General features: G+C 48.2%; 19 protein-coding genes. 17 read left to right on the top strand and 2 right to left on the bottom strand.

Features of this window, described 5'->3' with window-relative positions:
* Positions 1-309: 309 nt before the first annotated feature.
* Entirely contained in the window at positions 310-1278 is a 969-nt protein-coding gene (ispB, locus tag KO512_RS00895; protein WP_215950445.1) for an octaprenyl diphosphate synthase, read from the bottom strand.
* 227 nt (positions 1279-1505) lie between these two features.
* Here ispB and rplU point away from each other — a divergent pair, with 227 nt between their 5' ends.
* From rplU to proB, 4 genes are all read left to right on the top strand, one after another.
* A complete protein-coding gene (rplU, locus tag KO512_RS00890; RefSeq protein ID WP_126159392.1) occupies positions 1506-1817 on the top strand; it encodes a 50S ribosomal protein L21 in 312 nt (103 codons plus the stop codon).
* Positions 1818-1841: 24 nt separating this feature from the next.
* On the top strand, positions 1842-2099 hold the full coding sequence (rpmA, locus tag KO512_RS00885) for a 50S ribosomal protein L27 (protein ID WP_126159393.1): 258 nt from the start codon (positions 1842-1844) through the stop codon (positions 2097-2099).
* Positions 2100-2260: 161 nt separating this feature from the next.
* Positions 2261-3457: an Obg family GTPase CgtA gene (gene cgtA / locus KO512_RS00880; RefSeq protein WP_215950444.1), complete on the top strand. Its 1197-nt coding sequence runs from the start codon at positions 2261-2263 to the stop codon at positions 3455-3457.
* An 80-nt stretch (positions 3458-3537) separates the two neighbouring features.
* Positions 3538-4662 carry a glutamate 5-kinase gene (gene proB, locus KO512_RS00875; RefSeq protein WP_215950443.1) on the top strand — a complete coding sequence of 375 codons (1125 nt, stop codon included), beginning with the start codon at positions 3538-3540 and terminating at the stop codon, positions 4660-4662.
* A gap of 77 nt (positions 4663-4739) precedes the next feature.
* Here proB and rpsT read toward each other — a convergent pair whose 3' ends face one another.
* Positions 4740-5006: a 30S ribosomal protein S20 gene (gene rpsT / locus KO512_RS00870; RefSeq protein WP_126159989.1), complete on the bottom strand. Its 267-nt coding sequence runs from the start codon at positions 5004-5006 to the stop codon at positions 4740-4742.
* Between the two features lie 268 nt (positions 5007-5274).
* Here rpsT and murJ point away from each other — a divergent pair, with 268 nt between their 5' ends.
* The 13 genes from murJ (at position 5275) to pilV (KO512_RS00805) (ending at position 18660) form a co-directional block, all read left to right on the top strand.
* Entirely contained in the window at positions 5275-6873 is a 1599-nt protein-coding gene (gene murJ, locus KO512_RS00865; RefSeq protein ID WP_289847201.1) for a murein biosynthesis integral membrane protein MurJ, read from the top strand.
* Between the two features lie 92 nt (positions 6874-6965).
* Positions 6966-7898 (top strand): bifunctional riboflavin kinase/FAD synthetase, encoded by a 933-nt coding sequence (ribF, locus tag KO512_RS00860; protein WP_215950442.1) that lies wholly within the window; start codon positions 6966-6968, stop codon positions 7896-7898.
* A gap of 37 nt (positions 7899-7935) precedes the next feature.
* Positions 7936-10740 (top strand): isoleucine--tRNA ligase, encoded by a 2805-nt coding sequence (gene ileS / locus KO512_RS00855; RefSeq protein WP_215950441.1) that lies wholly within the window; start codon positions 7936-7938, stop codon positions 10738-10740.
* A 10-nt stretch (positions 10741-10750) separates the two neighbouring features.
* Positions 10751-11245: a signal peptidase II gene (gene lspA, locus KO512_RS00850; protein WP_303493350.1), complete on the top strand. Its 495-nt coding sequence runs from the start codon at positions 10751-10753 to the stop codon at positions 11243-11245.
* 10 nt (positions 11246-11255) lie between these two features.
* Positions 11256-11687: an FKBP-type peptidyl-prolyl cis-trans isomerase gene (locus tag KO512_RS00845; RefSeq protein WP_215950440.1), complete on the top strand. Its 432-nt coding sequence runs from the start codon at positions 11256-11258 to the stop codon at positions 11685-11687.
* 110 nt (positions 11688-11797) lie between these two features.
* Positions 11798-12319 carry a type IV pilus modification protein PilV gene (pilV, locus tag KO512_RS00840; protein WP_215950439.1) on the top strand — a complete coding sequence of 174 codons (522 nt, stop codon included), beginning with the start codon at positions 11798-11800 and terminating at the stop codon, positions 12317-12319.
* The gene (locus tag KO512_RS00835) at positions 12316-13014 is read left to right on the top strand and encodes a PilW family protein (RefSeq protein WP_215950470.1); all 699 of its coding nucleotides are present in this window, start codon (positions 12316-12318) and stop codon (positions 13012-13014) included. Before pilV (KO512_RS00840) ends, KO512_RS00835 begins: the two co-directional genes overlap by 4 nt.
* Positions 13014-13586: a pilus assembly PilX family protein gene (locus KO512_RS00830; protein WP_215950438.1), complete on the top strand. Its 573-nt coding sequence runs from the start codon at positions 13014-13016 to the stop codon at positions 13584-13586. Before KO512_RS00835 ends, KO512_RS00830 begins: the two co-directional genes overlap by 1 nt.
* Before the next feature lie 18 nt (positions 13587-13604).
* Positions 13605-16358, top strand: a complete 2754-nt coding sequence (locus KO512_RS00825; protein WP_215950437.1) for a pilus assembly protein — start codon at positions 13605-13607, stop codon at positions 16356-16358.
* Positions 16358-16798, top strand: a complete 441-nt coding sequence (locus tag KO512_RS00820) for a type IV pilin protein (RefSeq protein ID WP_215950436.1) — start codon at positions 16358-16360, stop codon at positions 16796-16798. Before KO512_RS00825 ends, KO512_RS00820 begins: the two co-directional genes overlap by 1 nt.
* A gap of 11 nt (positions 16799-16809) precedes the next feature.
* Positions 16810-17301 (top strand): GspH/FimT family pseudopilin, encoded by a 492-nt coding sequence (locus KO512_RS00815; RefSeq protein WP_215950469.1) that lies wholly within the window; start codon positions 16810-16812, stop codon positions 17299-17301.
* Positions 17302-17542: 241 nt separating this feature from the next.
* Entirely contained in the window at positions 17543-18124 is a 582-nt protein-coding gene (locus KO512_RS00810) for a GspH/FimT family pseudopilin (RefSeq protein ID WP_252734711.1), read from the top strand.
* Complete coding sequence (gene pilV, locus KO512_RS00805; RefSeq protein WP_215950434.1) at positions 18115-18660, top strand: type IV pilus modification protein PilV; 546 nt, start codon at positions 18115-18117, stop codon at positions 18658-18660. Before KO512_RS00810 ends, pilV (KO512_RS00805) begins: the two co-directional genes overlap by 10 nt.
* The last annotated feature ends 2 nt before the right edge of the window (positions 18661-18662 follow it).

Raw genomic sequence — 18662 nt, 5'->3', positions numbered from 1 at the left:
TACCGGTTTAGTGGTCAGGGATCACGGTTTGTATCAGTAAAAACGGAAAATTCAGACAGATTTAGTCGTTTTTAGAGTGGTTTACCGCAGGATATACAGTGAGTTTCGTTATAAACGCGGGGACGGAGGGATAGGATTTTTATCAGCGATCAGGGAGTTGCTTGATGGAAAACGGTTGCTTGTCACTCGAAACGGTTTTCTTTATCGCCGGTTAGGTGATTTAGAGATCTAATAGGTGGTAAAAAAGGGGAGTAGTGACTCAGCATTCATCATGCTGAGTCACGCAAGTGCCTAGTTGTTAAGTGGGGCTTAACTGTTGCGCTTAACGGCGAGATCAGCCAGTTGAATCATGGTTTGTTTGAACGAGCTATCTGGCAGAGCGTCGAGGGCTTTGATCGCCTTGTCGGCTTCGGCATAGGCGGTATTGCGAGAATAGTCGATCGAGCCGGTGGCATGAACGATATCCATAATCGGTTGTAAGTCTTCTAGGCCGCCTTTACGGATCGCTTGGCGGATGAGGTTGCGCTGCTCATCGGTGCCGTGCTGCATCGCATGGATCAGCGGCAGGGTGGCTTTACCTTCGGCCAAGTCGTCGCCGACATTTTTACCCATCTCTTCGGCGCTGCTGAGATAATCCATGACATCGTCGATGATTTGAAAGGCGATGCCGATATGCCGACCATAGAGTCGTAAGGCTTCTTGCTCATCTTTGCTGGCGTCGGCCAAAATTGCACCGGCTTCGGTGGCCGCTTCAAACAGCATGGCGGTTTTACCCAATATCACCTGCATATAAGCAGCTTCGGTGGTGTCAGGGTTGCGCGCATTGAGCAACTGCATGACTTCACCTTCAGCAATAATGGTGGTGGCATTGGAGATCACCGCCATAATTTCCAGCTTGTTGATCTCAACCATGATTTGGAAGGAGCGGGAATAAAGGAAATCGCCGACCAGTACGCTAGGCGCATTGCCCCACTTGGCGTTAGCAGTGTCGTTGCCACGGCGTAGCTCTGAGTTATCCACAACATCGTCGTGTAGCAGGGTTGCCGTGTGGATAAATTCGATCACCGCCGCAAGCGGAATATGCTGATCATCTTTATAGCCGGCAGCATTGGCCGCGAGGAGTACCAGCAACGGTCTTATCCGTTTGCCACCACTTTCGACAATGTAATGTCCGATTTTTTCAACCAGTGGCACACCTGAGTGTAAGTGGTTGATAATATAGTCGTTTACCGCTTCGAATTGCGGCTCAATAGCTGGATTTAACTGATGTGGCAGCATAGGAACTGATACTAGGCTCTTAAATTGGTATGGGCGCATGCTAGGGGGTGAGTATGCGAGTGTCAAGAAAGTCGGGTTATTATCTATATTTCTGCTTGAGTCATATCTTATGTTTCTATATAATCTCGCGCCCTAACCCATCCAAATTCGCTCCCTACCATATGGTTCAACCATTAGAAGTAGGCGTGTTATTTAGTAGCAGGGTGGGTTTTAAACTGGAGATTAAAATGTACGCAGTAATTGTGAGCGGCGGTAAGCAGTACCGAGTTCAGGAAGGCCATACGCTGAAACTGGAAAAACTGGCTGTAGAAGCGGGTTCTAATGTTGAATTTGACCGCGTTTTACTGGTTGCAGATGGCGATGATGTTAAAATCGGTGCGCCAGTTGTTGAAGGTGCTAAGGTTACAGCTGAAGTTGTAAGCCACGGTCGCGCTAAGAAAGTTCATATCATGAAATTCAAGCGTCGTAAGCATCACATGAAGCAGATGGGTCACCGTCAACACTTCACTGAAGTTAAAATTACTGGCATTAGTGCCTAAGACTATTCGATAGGAGAGTGACAAATGGCTCATAAGAAGGCGGCAGGTAGTACTCGTAACGGTCGTGACTCCGAGTCGAAACGCTTAGGTGTTAAGCGTTTCGGTGGTCAGGTAGTTACGGCTGGTAACATTCTTGTACGTCAGCGTGGTACTAAATTCCATGCTGGTGTAAACGTAGGTATGGGTAAAGACCATACTCTGTTTGCGACTGCAGACGGCGTTGTTAAGTTTGTTGTTAAAGGCCCGCAAAAGCGTAAATATATTACTATAGAAACCGCTTAATACGGCTTTTATGCTTAAAAAAGCTCCGCGGTTGCGGGGCTTTTTTTGTTTTTAATGGTTAATTAAGCTTGTTGTTGAAAAGGTCTGCAGAGCGGGCCTTATCAACAGCCGGTTTATTGCCGGTGGTGTGCACAGAATGCCAGTATAACTGGAGGTGTAGTATGAAATTTGTAGATGAAGCGACGATTACGATCGAGGCGGGTAAGGGCGGTAATGGTACCCTGAGCTTTCGCCGGGAAAAATATATCGCTAAAGGCGGCCCTGATGGTGGTGACGGTGGCGATGGTGGTTCGGTCTATGTAGAGGCGGATGAATCGCTGAATACGCTGATCGATTATCGTTTTCAGCCGCGCTATAAGGCTGAGAATGGTAAGGGTGGTCAGAGCCGTAACTGTACTGGTTCTAAAGGTGAAGATTTGATCATGAGGGTGCCGGTCGGTACTACTGTGGTTGATATCGATACCGATGAAGTCCTTGCGGATATGACTCAGATAGGCCAAGTTGAAAAAATTGCTCAGGGTGGTTTCCATGGTCTAGGTAATACGCGCTTTAAGAGCAGTGTAAACCGTGCGCCTCGGCAGACGACTAATGGCAGTTTAGGTGAAACGCGTAATGTTAAGCTTGAGCTGAAAGTGCTGGCGGATGTTGGCTTGCTTGGCTTGCCTAATGCGGGTAAATCGACCTTTATTCGGTCAGTTTCGGCGGCAACACCCAAGGTAGCTGATTATCCGTTTACTACGCTGGTGCCTAATCTAGGGGTTGTCAGTGTTGAGCAGTATAAGAGCTTTGTCATCGCCGATATTCCTGGAATTATCGAAGGGGCTGCTGAAGGTGCGGGGCTGGGTATCCAGTTCTTGAAACATCTAGCGCGTAACCGAATTCTACTGCATCTTGTTGATATGGCGCCGTGGGATGGTGTGACGCCGGCTGATTCTGCCTGTGTCATCGTCAGAGAGTTGGAGAAATTTAGCCCAACGCTGGCGGCGCAACCGCGTTGGTTGGTGCTCAATAAACTGGATATGGTGCCTGAAGAAGAGCAGCAAGCGCTTTGTCAGTCAGTTGTTGATGCGCTGGGTTGGGAAGGGCCTGTTTATCAGATCTCTGCGATTAATAAGATGGGTACCCAGCAGTTAGTGCAGGATATTCAGGTATTTCTTGATCAGTTGGCTGAACGTGCAGCAGAAAATCCTGAGTTGGTGGAAGCTGAGTTTGAGATTCGTCGGGCAATCGATCGTGAAGGTCGTGAGCGGATTGAGCAGATGCGTGAAGAAGTGCGCGCTAAGCGTCGTGGTGATGATGATTTTGAAGACTTTGACGATGATGACTATGACGTTGAAGTGGAATACGTAAAAAATTAACACTGATTTAGGCTGCCTCACTGCTGGTTGAGTGAGAATGAAAGCGGCCTTAATAGCGTCTTTCAAGAGAGTAGTGATCCGTGAGCTCAGCGCGTAATAAACTGAAAACATCCCGTCGATGGGTTGTTAAAATTGGCAGTGCGTTACTAACAAATGATGGTGAAGGGTTGGATCTGGCAGCAATTGGTCGCTGGGTTGATCAGTTGGCTCAGTTGCGCGAGGGCGGCCTTGAGGTTGTGCTGGTGTCCTCTGGTTCTATTGCTGAGGGGATTGTTCGTTTGGGCTGGAAAGAGCGGCCCTATGAGGTTTATAAGCTTCAGGCTGCGGCTGCTGTTGGGCAGATGGGGTTGGTGCAAGCGTACGAAACCAACTTTCGCCGTCATAATGCCCTGACCGCTCAGATTTTGTTAACCCATGAAGATCACTCAAACCGTAAACGTTACCTCAATGCTCAGGCGACGCTGAAGACCTTATTGTCAGTAGGTGTTGTTCCGGTGGTGAATGAGAATGATACCGTGGTGACCAAGGAGATACGCTTTGGTGATAATGATACTCTGGGTGCGCTCGTGGCTAATTTGGTTGAGGCGGATGCGTTGATTCTGCTGACAGACCAAAATGGTTTATATACGGCAGATCCTCGTTCAAACCCTGACGCGACGTTGATTTCTGAAGCGAAAGCGGGTGATCGCGCGCTAGAGGCAATGGCTGGCGGAGGTGGTCGTTTGGGTCAGGGGGGCATGGCGACTAAGGTGCGGGCGGCGAAATTGGCGGCGCGTTCTGGCGCGGTGACCGTGATTGCTAGTGGTCGAGAAGATAATATCTTATTGCGATTGCGAGAGGCTGAGGTGTTGGGGACGGTGTTGGTGCCGGAAAAATCTCCAGTAGCAGCGCGTAAACAATGGATTGCAGGGCATCTTCAGGCGCGTGGTACGTTGACCTTGGATGAGGGTGCGGTAAGGGCTTTGGTTGAGCGTGGCAAAAGCCTGTTACCGGCAGGTGTGAAGGCGGTGACTGGATCTTTCTCTCGTGGTGAAATGGTGGTGATTAGTGATGAGTCTGGTCGGCCGATTGCCCGTGGTCTGGTGAATTACGGCGTAGAAGATGCGCAGAAGATTATCGGTCATCCGAGTTCGCATATAGAGACCGTATTGGGGTTTGTCGGTGAGCAGGAGTTAGTGCACCGAGATAATCTGGTGTTAGTCTGAGCTTTATTCTGATGATGTTTTAAAGCAAAAAAAAACCGGCCAAGGCCGGTTTTTTTACAACTTAGATCTCGTAGAGATTAAGCTGCCAGTTTCTTGATAGAGGCATTCAGACGGCTTTTCTTACGAGCAACCTGGTTTTTGTTGAAAATGCCTTTAGTTACTGCGCTGTCCATTAATGGCTGAGCGGTAACGAATGCTGCAGTTGCCGCGGCGTGATCACCGGACTCAATAGCAACAACTATTTTCTTAACGTAAGTGCGAACCATGGAACGCAGGCTCGCGTTATTTTGACGGCGCGTCTCAGCTTGGCGAGCGCGTTTACGGGATCCTGCGGAATTTGCCACAATCCGACTCCTCTAAATAGTGTAAAAGTTAATCGATATAAAATAATCGATATTGAGATGCCCGCAGGTTTATTTCTAAGCAACCGGACATCTAAAATTAAGACGCGAGATTATTCATGTTTGTCGCCTTGCTGTCAACAGCTAAATAAGAATAAAGTGTGTGAGGCGATCGATTGGGCAGTGTCGCTGCTTTGTTTGCACAAGCATTTTGTTCGCTTAATCGGTATTATCAGCATCCATCTATTTTGGCTGGCAGGAAAGCAGAACATTGAGCAGAACAGAAGTGCCATCAGAGACGCCATCGAGTAATCAGCCTGAAGGCCGATCACCTAAATCTCGCAGTTTACTACGTTCGAGTGCGTTGGTCGGGATGATGACGATGTTGTCGCGGGTGCTAGGGCTTGTTCGTGATGTGGTGGTGGCTAACTATTTTGGTGCGGGCAGCAGCGCAGATGCCTTTTTTGTGGCCTTTAAAATTCCTAACTTCTTACGACGGTTGTTTGCGGAGGGGGCGTTCTCCCAAGCCTTTGTGCCGGTGTTGTCTGAATACCGAAGCTTAAGGGATTTGGCAGCGATTAAAGCGTTGGTCGATCGAGTCGCGGGTAGTTTGGGTCTAGTTTTGTTGGCGGTCACCGCTGTTGGGGTGGTTGGTGCACCGGTATTGGCTGCTATCTTTGCACCAGGGTTTTATCTCAATGATCCTCTGCGCTATGGTTTGGCCGTGGAGATGTTGCGTTATACCTTTCCCTATCTGTTACTTATCTCTTTAACGGCACTGTCTGGCAGTATTCTAAATAGTTATGAGCGTTTTGCCGTACCTGCGTTTACACCGGTGTTATTGAACCTGTCGTTAATTGGCGCGGCTATATGGATGCAGCCGCTATTTGAACAGCCGGTGATGGCCTTGGCATTGGGTGTGCTGATTGCGGGTTCTGTGCAGTTATTATTTCAGATTCCGTTTCTTTGGCGTCTTCAGTTATTACCCACGCCTAAACTGGGATTTCAGGATGAAGGCGTTAAACGCATTCTAAAGCTGATGATTCCTGCGTTGTTTGGTGTCTCTGTGAGTCAGATCAACCTGCTACTCGATACTCTGCTGGCCTCGTTTTTACAAACCGGTAGTGTTTCTTGGCTCTACTATTCCGATCGTTTGGCTGAATTGCCGTTGGGTGTGTTCGGTATTGCGATTGCTACCGTTATTTTGCCAAGCTTATCCCGCAAGCATGCCGAGAAAAGTACCGAAAACTTTTCCCGGACTCTCGATTGGGCGATGCGGATGGTGTTGTTGATCGGCTTGCCGGCGGCGATGGCGTTGTTAGTCTTGGCCGAGCCGTTGTTAGCGACGCTGTTTCATTATGGCGAGATGACGGATCACGATGTCACCATGGCGGCGATGAGTTTGCGTGCCTACGCCTGTGGTTTGCTGGCCTTTATGTTAATTAAGGTGCTCGCACCGGGTTATTACTCTCGTCAAGATACTAAGACGCCGGTGAAAATTGGTATCTATGCGATGGTCATCAATATGGTTTTAAATCTGATATTGATCTGGCCGTTGGATCATGTTGGGTTAGCATTAGCGACGACGCTGTCGGCCTTTTTGAATGCTGGATTATTATTGCGGGGGCTGTTGAAAGAGGGCGTCTTTCATTGGCAGTCCGGTTGGCTTAAGTGGCTTTTACGGATGGGCTTGGCCAATTCGATGATGGTCGCCTTTCTGTTGTGGTTAGCCGGTACGCCGGAGCAATGGCTAAGCTTTGATATGTGGCAGCGGGTGATGCAGATGGCTATTCTGGTCGGTGGTGGTGCTACGGTTTATCTGTTGGTATTAGGGGTGACGGGAATGCGACTACGGCATTTACGCCATTAATCGTCCTATATCTCCCTTGATTGATAGCGAATATTGCTTTAACTGGGGTATAATTTCGCGCTTATTTTATTTGCCAATGAGATCGGGGTGACATGGAGCTAATTCGGGGTTTGCATAATCTGCGTGACAAGCATAAAGGCTGTGTCGCAACGATCGGCAACTTTGATGGCGTGCATCTAGGTCATCAGCAGGTGTTGGCTCAGGTGCTGCGCAAAGGTAAAGAGCTAGGCTTGCCAGCGGTGGTGATCATCTTTGAGCCACAGCCGCGGGAGTTTTTTGCTGGGAATCAGGCGCCACCAAGGCTGACTCGTTTCGATGAAAAGGTCCGGCTGCTTAAAGCTCAGGGCGTTGATCGCGTCTTGTGCCTTACCTTTAATGAGCGATTGCGTACCATGAGTGCGGATCAGTTTGTTGATGAACTGCTGTTAAAAGGCCTGGCGGTACGGCATTTTGTGGTTGGCGATGATTTCCGTTTTGGTTGCGATCGTAGCGGTGATTACAATATGTTGCGGCAAAGCGGTGAGCGCTATGGTTTTAGTGTGGTGAATACTGAGACCTTTGATGTGGATGGTGAGCGGGTAAGCAGTACCCGCATCCGCAGTGCTTTGCAGAACAATGATCTAGCCTTGGCTTGTGCGCTATTAGGACGTCCTTACAGTGTGACTGGACGTGTTATGCATGGGCAAGAGCTGGGCCGTACCATCGGTGTTCCTACCGCTAATGTGCGTATGCATCGGTTTCACTCACCGCTCAAAGGTGTTTATGCGGTAACCGTGACCGGTAAAAACCTGTCAGCCCAAGGTGTGGCTAATATTGGCATGCGCCCGACCGTTAATGGCAAGCAGCCGGTGCTGGAAGCCCACCTATTTGACTGGTCGGGTGATCTTTACGGTCAACTACTGACAGTAGAATTTAAAACGTTTATTCGTCCAGAACAGAAATTTGATGGACTGGATGCGCTGAAACAACAGATAGATAACGATATTCAACAGGTCAGGAACTACTTTCTGACAGGTGCCTTGTAAGTAAGGCCAAATTAGACGATTCAGAAGCGATACGACAATGACCGATTATAAACCGACCCTGAACTTACCGAATACTAAGTTCCCGATGCGCGGCAATCTGGCTCAGAAAGAGCCGCAGATGCTGAAACAGTGGCAGAAAATGGATCTTTATCAAAAGATTCGTGAAGTCAGTGCTGGTCGGCCAAAATTTATTTTACATGATGGCCCTCCTTACGCTAACGGCGACATCCATATCGGTCATGCGGTAAACAAAATTCTGAAAGATATTATCGTTAAATCCCGCACGATGGCGGGTTTTGATGCGCCCTATGTGCCGGGTTGGGACTGTCATGGTCTGCCAATTGAACATAATGTTGAGAAGAAAATCGGCAAAGCCGGCGTCAAAGTTTCTTACAGTGATTTCCGTAAGAAATGCCGTGAATACGCAACCCGTCAGGTCGAAGGCCAGAAGAAAGACTTTATCCGCTTAGGTGTGTTGGGTGACTGGGAAAATCCCTACCTGACGATGAACTTCGCCACTGAAGCGAACATTATCCGCGCGCTGGGCCGTATCGCTGAGAATGGCCATCTAGTAAAGGGTTATAAGCCAGTTTATTGGAGTGTTGTGGGTAGTTCTGCCTTGGCTGAAGCCGAAGTTGAATATCAGGATAAAACCTCACTGGCCATCGATGTGCGTTTTGCCCCAGTTGATCAAGAGGCTTTCCTCAGCTGCTTTAGTGATCTTTCCGGCGAAGGCGAAGCGACTGTTGTTATCTGGACGACGACGCCTTGGACGCTGCCAGCAAACCAAGCGGTATCGCTGAATGCTGAGTTGGATTATGTCTTAGTACAGGTCGCCGGTGAGCGTTTGCTCATCGCTGAAGCCTTGGTTGAAGATGCGATGCAACGTTATGGCATCGAAGAGTATCGCATTGTGGGTCACTGTAAAGGGGAGGCGTTGGAGCATCAGTCGCTGCAGCATCCATTTTACGATAAGCAGGTGCCGGTGATTCTGGGTGATCATGTCACCACAGATGCGGGTACCGGTGCAGTGCATACCGCGCCTGATCATGGTGTAGAAGATTTCAATGTTGGTCGTGCTTACGGTATCGGTACGCTAAATCTGGTAGGCCCGGATGGTGTTTTCACTGAAAATGCTGGCGAGTTTGCGGGTCAGCATGTGTATAAAGTTGAAGATACGATTGTAGCGGCGCTGGAAGCTAACGACCGCTTGCTATTGAAGAATAAATTCAGCCACAGCTATCCTCATTGCTGGCGCACCAAGACACCTCTGATCTATCGTGCGACACCGCAGTGGTTTATCAGTATGGAAGCGAAAGGCCTGAAAAAAGATGCTTTAGAAGCGATTAAAGGCGTTGAGTGGTTCCCTAGTTGGGGGCAGAACCGTATTGAATCGATGGTTGAGCAAAGCCCTGACTGGTGTGTATCCCGTCAGCGTACTTGGGGCGTGCCAATCGCACTGTTTGTCAATAAAGTCACCGCCGAGTTGCACCCAGAAACGCCGCGTTTGATCGAAGAAGTGGCGCTCAAAGTTGAACAAACGGGTATCGATGCTTGGTTTGATCTGGATGCGAGCGAATTGCTGGGCGATGATGCCGATCAATACGAAAAAGTATTGGACACTCTAGATGTTTGGTTTGATTCCGGTGTGACTCACTACTCGGTACTGGATCGCACCGAAGGTCTGCAGTTCCCAGCTGATATGTATCTTGAAGGCTCCGATCAGCATCGTGGCTGGTTCCAGTCTTCCCTGAAGACTAGTATTGCTATCAAAGGCTGTGCACCTTATAAACAGGTGCTGACTCATGGCTTCACCGTTGATGGTGATGGCCGGAAGATGTCTAAGTCGGTGGGTAACGTTGTCTCTCCGCAGGAAGTGATGAACAAATACGGCGCGGATATTTTGCGTCTCTGGGTCGCTTCGACAGACTTTAGTTCTGAGATGACCGTCTCTGACGAGATTCTTAAGCGTACCGCCGATGCCTATCGTCGGATTCGTAACACGGCGCGCTTCTTGTTGGCGAACCTTGAAGGCTTTAACCCAGCAACGGATATGGTGGCGCCAGCCGATATGGTGGCGCTGGATCGCTGGGCGGTTGATCGCGCAGCCTGTCTGCAGGATGAACTAACGGGTCATTACGATCAGTATCAGATGTTGCAGGTTTATCAGAAGATTTCCCATTTTTGCTCTTTGGATCTGGGCGGTTTCTATCTGGATATCATTAAAGATCGACAGTACACCGCGAAGTCTGATTCGGTTGCCCGTCGTTCTTGCCAGACCGCGCTGTATCATATTGTTGAAGCCATGGCGCGTTGGATCGCTCCGATTCTGAGCTTTACCGCCGATGAAATCTGGAAGGAATTGCCGGGTGAGCGGGCTGAATCAGTACAATTAGCGACTTGGTATACCGGCCTAACCACACTGGATGACAGTGCTGAGATGGGGCGTGATTACTGGGCGCAAGTGTTGGCGGTTAAAACTGCGGTCAACAAAGAATTGGAAAATCAGCGGAATGCGGGCCATATCGGTGGCAGCTTAGAAGCGGAAGTCACTCTGTATTGTGCTCCCGAGTTAGCGGTTCAATTGGAAAAATTGGCTGATGAACTACGGTTTGTACTGATTACTTCTAAGGCTGCAGTACGTCCGGCAGCTGAAGCTGTGGATGCGGTTGCCACTGAATTGGATGGTTTGAGCATTACCGTGATTAAGAGTGAGCAGCCTAAGTGTGGTCGTTGCTGGCATCACCGTGAAGATGTGGGTAATCATCCAGAGCATGAAGAGCTGTGCGAACGATGTGTTGATAATGTCGTCGGCGATGGTGAGCAGCGAAGCTTCGCCTGAGGTGAGTATCGTGAAGACATCTCGTACTGCACTGTCTTGGCTGTGGTTAGTTATTGTGGTTATTGTGCTGGATCTGTTTACTAAGTATCAGGCCAGCAGCTTACTACCTTATGGTGTTCCACATCCGCAGTTAGCGGTCTTCGATTTAACGTTACTGCATAATACCGGCGCGGCATTTAGTTTCTTGGCTTCGGCTGGGGGCTGGCAGCGCTGGTTGTTTGCCCTGATTGCTATTGCGGTTAGTGGGATGTTGTTGGTGTGGATGGCACGTACGCCCCGCGAGCAACACTGGCTAGGCGCTGGTTTGGCGCTGGTGTTAGGGGGCGCACTGGGTAATCTGTATGATCGGGTTGTCCATGGTTATGTGGTCGATTTTATCTCGCTGCACTATAACGGTTATTACTTTCCTGCTTTTAATCTGGCGGATACTGCGATTACGATTGGCGCAGGTATGCTGATTATTGATATGTTATGGTCTTCGGATAACCAAAATAAATCTAAATAAGGTCTGAGTTATGTCACAACAGACAATTGTACCGGATGCTACCGTTACGCTGCATTTCGCTATCAAATTAGCGGATGGGCAGGTGGTTGATTCTAACTTTGAGAGTAAACCTGCTACCTTTGTAGTGGGTGATGGCCAACTGCTTGATGGTTTTGAGCAAGCATTGTTAGGTATGAAGGCCGGTGAAGAGGCGGTTATTGATATCTTGCCTGAGCAGGGTTTTGGTATGTCTAATCCCAGTAATATGCAGCGCTTACCTCGTAAACAGTTTGGCGATATGGCATTAGAGCAAGGGTTGGTGGTTTCGTTTGCCGATGGCTCTGATGGCGAGTTGCCCGGCGTAGTAACCGAGTTTAATGAACAGATGGTGACGATTGATTTCAATCATCCGTTGGCGGGTAAGAATCTTAAATTTGAAGTTAAGATTCTCGCGGTTGAGTAATTCAAATTATGCTTTAGGTCAGAGATTTATTTCATAACGAGGGCGACTGACTAGCATTTTTAATTTTTGTTGACTACATTATCTGCATTAATTGCGACAAGGATGTTGTGATGTGTAGATCCACATGTGAGTCAAAAATTTATTTCTTCGACCTCTTTTTTCATCGGCACGAACCTCGTAAATCATTTTTATACTCTTCCCAACGCGGCACTACCTTGATTGAAGTGTTAGTGACGCTGGTGCTCGTTGCTATCGGCCTGTCTGGCATGATGGCGATGCAAGCGCGAGGGGTGCAGCAAAACCAGAGCGCCTACCTACGTACACAAGCGGTTATGATGGCCAGTGATATGGCCGACCGAATTCGTCTCAACCGTCAAGCTGCCTTGGCTGGTGATTATGCCCTCACATCTACCCAAACTGTCGATAATTTCAAAAGTACAGCCGGTTTATCTGGCGGCGAGAAGCTGGCTAAGAATGATCTCTTTGATTGGTTAGGGCGGGTTAATACTTACCTTCCCGGTGGAGATGCGACGATCTCTCTAGCAGACCAAACTATTACTATCACTTTGAGCTGGGATGGTCGTCGGGATGACGGTAACCGTTCCAGCTATCAGCATGAGGTGGAACTATGATGTCTTGTCATGGCCCATCTAAACGTTCGCAACAAGGCTTTACCCTCGTTGAGTTAATGATCTCATCCGTTATTGGTCTTTTGTTAACCTCCGCTATGCTCGCTGCCTTTGTTGCTTCTGCGCGCACCTATCAACTACAAGATGCGATGTCAGAGGTTCAAGAAAATGGCCGATTTGCACTGGGTGTGCTCTTAAAAGACCTACGGCAAAGCGGGGTTGGTTCCTCATCCGATGAAACGGTGTTGGGCGTTGAAAATACCGCGAAAAAAGTTAAAGACTTTGAAACTGAATATGGAAATTTAGTCATCTCGCAGAGCGATATTCAAAGCGAGATTATCTATTTACCGGGTTTGGATACGACTTACTATGTGGGTGATACCGGTGTTGCTCGCCCCTCGCTTTATCGAAAAGATCAGCCGTTAGTTGAAGGCGTTGAAGGGCTAGTGTTTGAGTATGGGGTAGATACGAATAGCGATGATCTGGTGGATGATTATAAGTTGCTTGCTGATATGTCTTCCACGGACTGGGCAGATGTTATTACCGTACGTTTTAGTTTGCTGGTGAGTAGCTCCGGCAGTGGGGTGACAGATCAATCCCAGGTGTTGGTTTCACCGTTTGCCGATGTGGATACCTCTGATCGGCGGCTTTATCAGGTTTATACAGCAACAGCGATGCTTAGGAATGCGGTGCTTTGATGATGAGAACTCGTTTAGTTCAACGGCCTCAGCGCGGAGCAACCCTGATTGTTGCGCTGATACTTTTACTGGTAATGGGGTTGATGGCTTCAACTTCAATGAAAACAAATGTGCTGCAATCGCGTATGGCGGCCAATATGCAGGATGAATCGATCGCGTTTGAAGCTTCCGAAACAGGGCTGACCTATTCCGAACAGTGGCTCGCTGATCAGGATTCAATCCCTGAGCTTGTGGAGTACAGCGATCTAGCAGCGGGTTTGTCCGATTTTGTAGTCGATGGTCGCAATAGCGATGAACTTAAAGATAAGCTGCTAGACCTGACCACGGTGAGTGAGTGGGAAAAAGGTGCACAGGCGGTGACCGCTTTTAATGCTGACCCGCTGAGCTCTGTGCATGAACAGCCAAAGGTGTCGCTTGAACTGACAGGCTTTACGCCGGATGACAAAACTCAAGGCTATGACTACGGCGAGACGACTGGGGTGAGCTTATTTCGTCACCTAAGTCGTAGTACGGGCAAAAGCGGTGACAGTGAAGTGATCCTCCAAAGTGAATATCGCAAACGTTTTAGGTGAGACTATTTAGGTGAGACGATGAAGAGAACAAGGATGTTAACGCTAATTGTTGCTGCCTCTGCAATAGTAGCTACCTCGGCTATCGCTGCCGATTACACAATTAGTAATGTGCCCATCGATGTAGCCGAAACCGCAGAGCCTAATGTGATGTTGTTGATGGATACTTCGGGGAGTATGGGGTCTCGCCCTAGTGGTTATTCCTTCGGTAAAACTAAAATGGAGCAAGCAATTTCGGCGGCTACCGCGGTTATTCAAGCCGGTGATGGTATGCGTATTGGGTTAGCTCGTTTGAATCGAACAGATGGTGGTCGAATTGATCTTGCGTGCGGTAGTAATGAAACCGATCTGTTGGACCGGTTAGATGAATATGAGGCGGACGGCAGTACACCGATTGCAGAGGCATATTATGAGGTAACGCGTTACTTTCGAGGCATGAAGGGGCATTTTTCTCACAAGAAGAGTAAATATACATCACCAATAACCAGTCAGTGTCAGAAAAATTTTACGGTGGTGGTCACCGATGGTAAGCCTCAGTATGATGGTGATTTTAGTAATATAAATGATCCTGATGCGGGGAGCCGTTTGCCAAATTGGGATGATTCTGATGACGATACTCAAGAAGATTGGGGCTATTCTAACTATTACCTTGATGACCTAGCAATGTTCGGCTGGGATATCGATATGAGCGACCAGCCGGGTCTGCAAAATATGTATACCTACACGATTGGTTTCGATATCAATCTCGACATGCTGGAGGATGCCGCGGAAAATGGACATGGTGAATACCTTATTGCTGGCAACGAGGATGAACTGCTTACCTCACTGAGAAGTATTTTTGCTGATATTAGTCGTAAGTCGTTCAGTAATACTCGCCTGAGTGCTAACAGTGGTTATGTCTCCAGCGGGCTTGATATTTATCAGGCGAGTTTTAATACCACGGACTGGAGTGGCGAATTAAATGCTTATAGCACGACGGTGAATAGCTCAACGGGTTTGTTAGAGGTGAGTGATACGCCTTCGTGGGAGGCTGCTGAGGAACTGCTTACCCCAGCTAGTCGTGTTATTTTAACGAATAGAGGAAACAGCGCATTAGCTTTCCGGTGGAGCAGCTTTACGAATGACGAGAAGAATGAATGGTTTAGTGAACATGAGAACCAACTAAACTATATCCGTGGCGATGATGTTTCCGGTTATCGCAGTCGCAATTCGCTACTCGGCGATATCGTCCACTCAAACCCTATCTATGTCGCTAGCCCTTCAGCTTATTACAGTTCATCCAGCTATCGGACGTTTAAAGAGACGTATTCTGCCCGCGAGCCGATGATCTACGTTGGCGCAAACGATGGCATGCTGCATGGTTTTAGAGCATCGGACGGCGAAGAGTTGCTGGCGTATATTCCATCCATCTTATTGCCCGAGTTAAAAGACCTCGCCGACCCTGAGTATAGTCACCGTTATTATGTCGATGGCACGCCGACGGTTCAGGATGCCTATGTTCGTGACGGTAACGGTGATGGCGAATGGCGCACGCTGTTGGCCGGCGGTTTGAATGCCGGTGGACAGGGAGTATATCTGCTGGATGTGACCGATCCGAGTAACTTCTCTGAGAGCGAGGCCGATGATATTTTCTTGCGAGAGTTTACCGATGCTGACGATCAAGATATGGGTTACAGCTACGCTCGGCCCGCTATCGTCAAGCTAAAGGACAATCAATGGTATCTGGTGTTTGGGAACGGTTATAACAATACGGTAGATGATGATCATGTCAGTGAGTCCGGCGATGCGGTGATCTATCTGCAAGGGCTCGATAGTGGCTCCTCCTTGATTAAATTATCCACGAATATTGGCCTTGATGAAGCGCCGGAAGGCCTCGACCGTCCCAACGGTATGTCGACCTTGGCACCGGTCAGTGATGATGGGCAAACGGTCAATGTTATTTATGGTGGCGACCTGTATGGCAATGTGTGGAAGTTTGACCTGAACAGTGCTGATCCCGCTGAGTGGGCGCTGGATTATAAGGTTTTTCAGGCGTGTACAGCTACTTCCTGTCATGCTGATGAGATTCAGCCAATCACTTCACGTTTAGCGGTAGCAGAGAATTCATTCGGTGACAATATGATCTATTTTGGCACCGGTAAGGATTTTGAGTTTAGCGATAAGTCATCGACAAGCCTGCAAACGTTTTACGGCATTGTAGATGAGGGGGCCGAAATAAGTTTGGGGCGGGATGCGTTACAAGAACAAACTATCGATGCTCAAGGCTTCTACTCCTTCGGTGATGAAAGTCGTGAGTTGAGATTAACAAGCGACAATAGCCTTGGTGATAATGATAAGGGCTGGTATATGGATCTAGAAACACCTCATAGCTCTGGTGTGGCGGATCAACTGGGCGAACGGGTGCTGAGTACACCGGTACTGCGCGGGTCGCGAGTGATCTTCTCAACCCTAACCTATACCAATGATCCTTGTGAAGCGGGTGGATACGGCTGGGAGATGGAGTTGAATCGCTATACCGGTAGCCGTCTTAGTTATGTTTCGGTGGATTATAACGGTGACGAAGTGTTTGATGAGAACGATAAAGTCACCGATGCTGACGGCACAAAAGTCAGTGTGTCGGGTATGCGAGCAGGCAATGGTACTGGGGTGACTGAGTTGGTCGATGGTGATGGCCTGCAGCGTATTCATAATGATGATGAGCTTGATTCTGAGTTAGTGCAGTCAGCGCCGGAAGAGACTGGTCGGGCCAGTTGGCGCTATTTGGAGCGTAATTGATGAGTAGATCTTCTCGGCGCACAGTGCGAGGTTTTACCCTGATTGAGTTAATGATTGCAGTGGCGATTATCGGTCTATTATCGGCTATCGCCTATCCCTCTTATATGCAGCATATTCAGCACAGTTGGCGAGAATCAGCGAGGCTGTGTTTAATGGATATGGCGCAGCAGATGGAGCGCCGATATGCGGCTGATATCGCCTATACCTTGGTTGATGCAGACAGTGATGGCAATGATGATCTGTTGATGGCCTCGTCTTGTGTCACCGAGGGAGATATGGCCTCCCGCTACCAGTTTAGCGGTGGGCCTAATAAGAATGGCTTTAGTGTGCAGGCGAAGCCTATTGGCGGGCAAGTCTCTGATGAGTGCGGCACGTTAGGGCTAGATCAATCCGGTAGCCAGACCGCGTCAGGTTCTGCTGGGGCTGAAAATTGTTGGTAAACGGAGACGGTATGGCTAGTCAAAATCAGAGAGGCTTTACCTTGATTGAGTTGATGGTCACTCTCAGTGTATTTCTCATTCTGGTCACCGTGGGGATGCCTTCGCTTTCAAACTATCTTTACTCCCAGCGATTAAACACTACTACGCAACTGATCAAAGATAGTTATAACCAAGCTCGTTATGAAGCCGTTACCCGCAAGAAAGCAGTAACCTTGTGCCCACTGGATGCCTCAACAGGAGGCTGCGGTAATACTTGGGGGGCGGGTATTCTCGTGTATATTGATGAGAACGGCGACGGTGCTTTTGTGGCAGCGGATGACCTGCGTTTGAGGCAAGCCGACTTCCCCGATGGTGTGGCTGTTTCTATCCCTAGCCGTACGCAAGTTAGAATCAGTGCTGCCGGCGCTACGGCCGATACCGGCACTTTTACCATTAGTGTATCAGGCAGTACGGATCAAAAGAGCCTGGTCATCTCCTCTGCCGGACGTATCAGGCTCGGCTAGAACCATTCTTTCAACCCCCTTCGATGCAAACATAAGCGCTAAATCAGTTACAGATCTTACTAATTGGTTTAATCTTATTCTCTTTATGTTCACTATTTGACATATATACACTGTTTTGGGTAGTCCTAACGGACTAATAGTTGTTCGGTTGGCTAAAATATAATCAATGCAGTAGGCAAACGGAGCTTGCTTCAATCTATACTGTTCATAGATGAATGGTGAAAGGTGGTTTTTGTTAAAAATGAAACAAACGGGATTTACACTGATTGAGCTGATGGTGACGATAGCCATCGCGAGTATTCTATTAATGTTGGCAACGGCTGACTATGGGCCTATGCTGAGAGCTAATCAATTAACGTCAGAAATTAATCAAATGCTCGGTGGTTTGTCTTATGCGCGAACAGAGTCAGGTAAATTAACAACGACAGTTACTGTTTGTTCTTCTACTGATGGAGTTAGTTGTAACGGTGGGGGGTTGTGGGAAAGAGGTTGGATTATTTTCAATGACCAAGACTCTGATGCAGTGCTTGATGCAGGGGATGGTGATCGAATTCAAAGAGTATTTCCCGCATTGACTTCGGGTGAAACTATTCGCCGAACGGGTTTTTCGTTTCCTGAAGGCCGCCTTCAATTTAACGCTAGAGGTGAATTACGAGGAAGTAATGCCCAGCCTGGATCGATGATTATCTGTTCTCAAACGGCTGATGTTGCTGAAGCAAAAGCGTTAGTGATTAATATATCAGGTTCGGTGCGTAAAGCTGTTGATGAAGATGATGATGGCGTTGTAAATCAGCACTCTGGAGGGAATGTTACATGCCCTTAATGATTAAAAAGTATTCGTCTGGAGTTAGCCTGATTGAAGTGCTGGTGTCGTTGGTGCTTGTGAGCATTGTTCTTTTGGGTATTGCTGCACTTTCTATCTCTGGGTTGAGTGAAAATCAAAGTGCCTATTATAGAAGTCAGGCTAACCTAATAGCATATGATATTGCCGCTCGAATTAGATTAAATGCAAGCTATGCGCTCGATGATGATGATAATTATGCAGTGGATACTTCTTCTAGTGCTAATTTACCTTCAGCAGTGAACTGTATTTCGTCAGTAAGCGGGTGCAATGATGCAGATCAGGCAGCCCAAGATATTAGAGAGTGGACGGAGCACTTTCGTGACATAGCAGGAATCGGCGTTGATGGTGCTAGTTATCAAAGCTTGATTCCCGCGGCTGTAGGTGTAGTCACTGCAAATAACGGGTTGTATCAGGTAACAATTAGTTGGCAAGAGAATGACTGGAATGTTTCAGGTGAAAATACTCGGGGAGTTGAAAGTCATCAAATGGAATTAAATTTTAGGGTGACGGAGTGATG

The sequence above is a fragment of the Amphritea atlantica genome (assembly GCF_018860855.1).
Lineage (GTDB): Bacteria > Pseudomonadota > Gammaproteobacteria > Pseudomonadales > Balneatricaceae > Amphritea > Amphritea atlantica_A.
This window is presented reverse-complemented; position numbering and strand designations above follow the sequence as displayed.

Coding starts and splice junctions, on each gene's coding strand:
- rplU (WP_126159392.1), top strand. CDS start 1,506: ATGTACGCAGTAATTGTGAGCGGCGGTAAGCAGTACCGAGTTCAGGAA.
- KO512_RS00820 (WP_215950436.1), top strand. CDS start 16,358: ATGAGTAGATCTTCTCGGCGCACAGTGCGAGGTTTTACCCTGATTGAG.
- KO512_RS00825 (WP_215950437.1), top strand. CDS start 13,605: ATGAAGAGAACAAGGATGTTAACGCTAATTGTTGCTGCCTCTGCAATA.
- rpmA (WP_126159393.1), top strand. CDS start 1,842: ATGGCTCATAAGAAGGCGGCAGGTAGTACTCGTAACGGTCGTGACTCC.
- KO512_RS00815 (WP_215950469.1), top strand. CDS start 16,810: ATGGCTAGTCAAAATCAGAGAGGCTTTACCTTGATTGAGTTGATGGTC.
- ribF (WP_215950442.1), top strand. CDS start 6,966: ATGGAGCTAATTCGGGGTTTGCATAATCTGCGTGACAAGCATAAAGGC.
- KO512_RS00810 (WP_252734711.1), top strand. CDS start 17,543: ATGAAACAAACGGGATTTACACTGATTGAGCTGATGGTGACGATAGCC.
- ispB (WP_215950445.1), bottom strand. CDS start 1,278: ATGCTGCCACATCAGTTAAATCCAGCTATTGAGCCGCAATTCGAAGCG.
- KO512_RS00845 (WP_215950440.1), top strand. CDS start 11,256: ATGTCACAACAGACAATTGTACCGGATGCTACCGTTACGCTGCATTTC.
- cgtA (WP_215950444.1), top strand. CDS start 2,261: ATGAAATTTGTAGATGAAGCGACGATTACGATCGAGGCGGGTAAGGGC.
- pilV (WP_215950434.1), top strand. CDS start 18,115: ATGCCCTTAATGATTAAAAAGTATTCGTCTGGAGTTAGCCTGATTGAA.
- KO512_RS00835 (WP_215950470.1), top strand. CDS start 12,316: ATGATGTCTTGTCATGGCCCATCTAAACGTTCGCAACAAGGCTTTACC.
- pilV (WP_215950439.1), top strand. CDS start 11,798: ATGTGTAGATCCACATGTGAGTCAAAAATTTATTTCTTCGACCTCTTT.
- KO512_RS00830 (WP_215950438.1), top strand. CDS start 13,014: ATGATGAGAACTCGTTTAGTTCAACGGCCTCAGCGCGGAGCAACCCTG.
- ileS (WP_215950441.1), top strand. CDS start 7,936: ATGACCGATTATAAACCGACCCTGAACTTACCGAATACTAAGTTCCCG.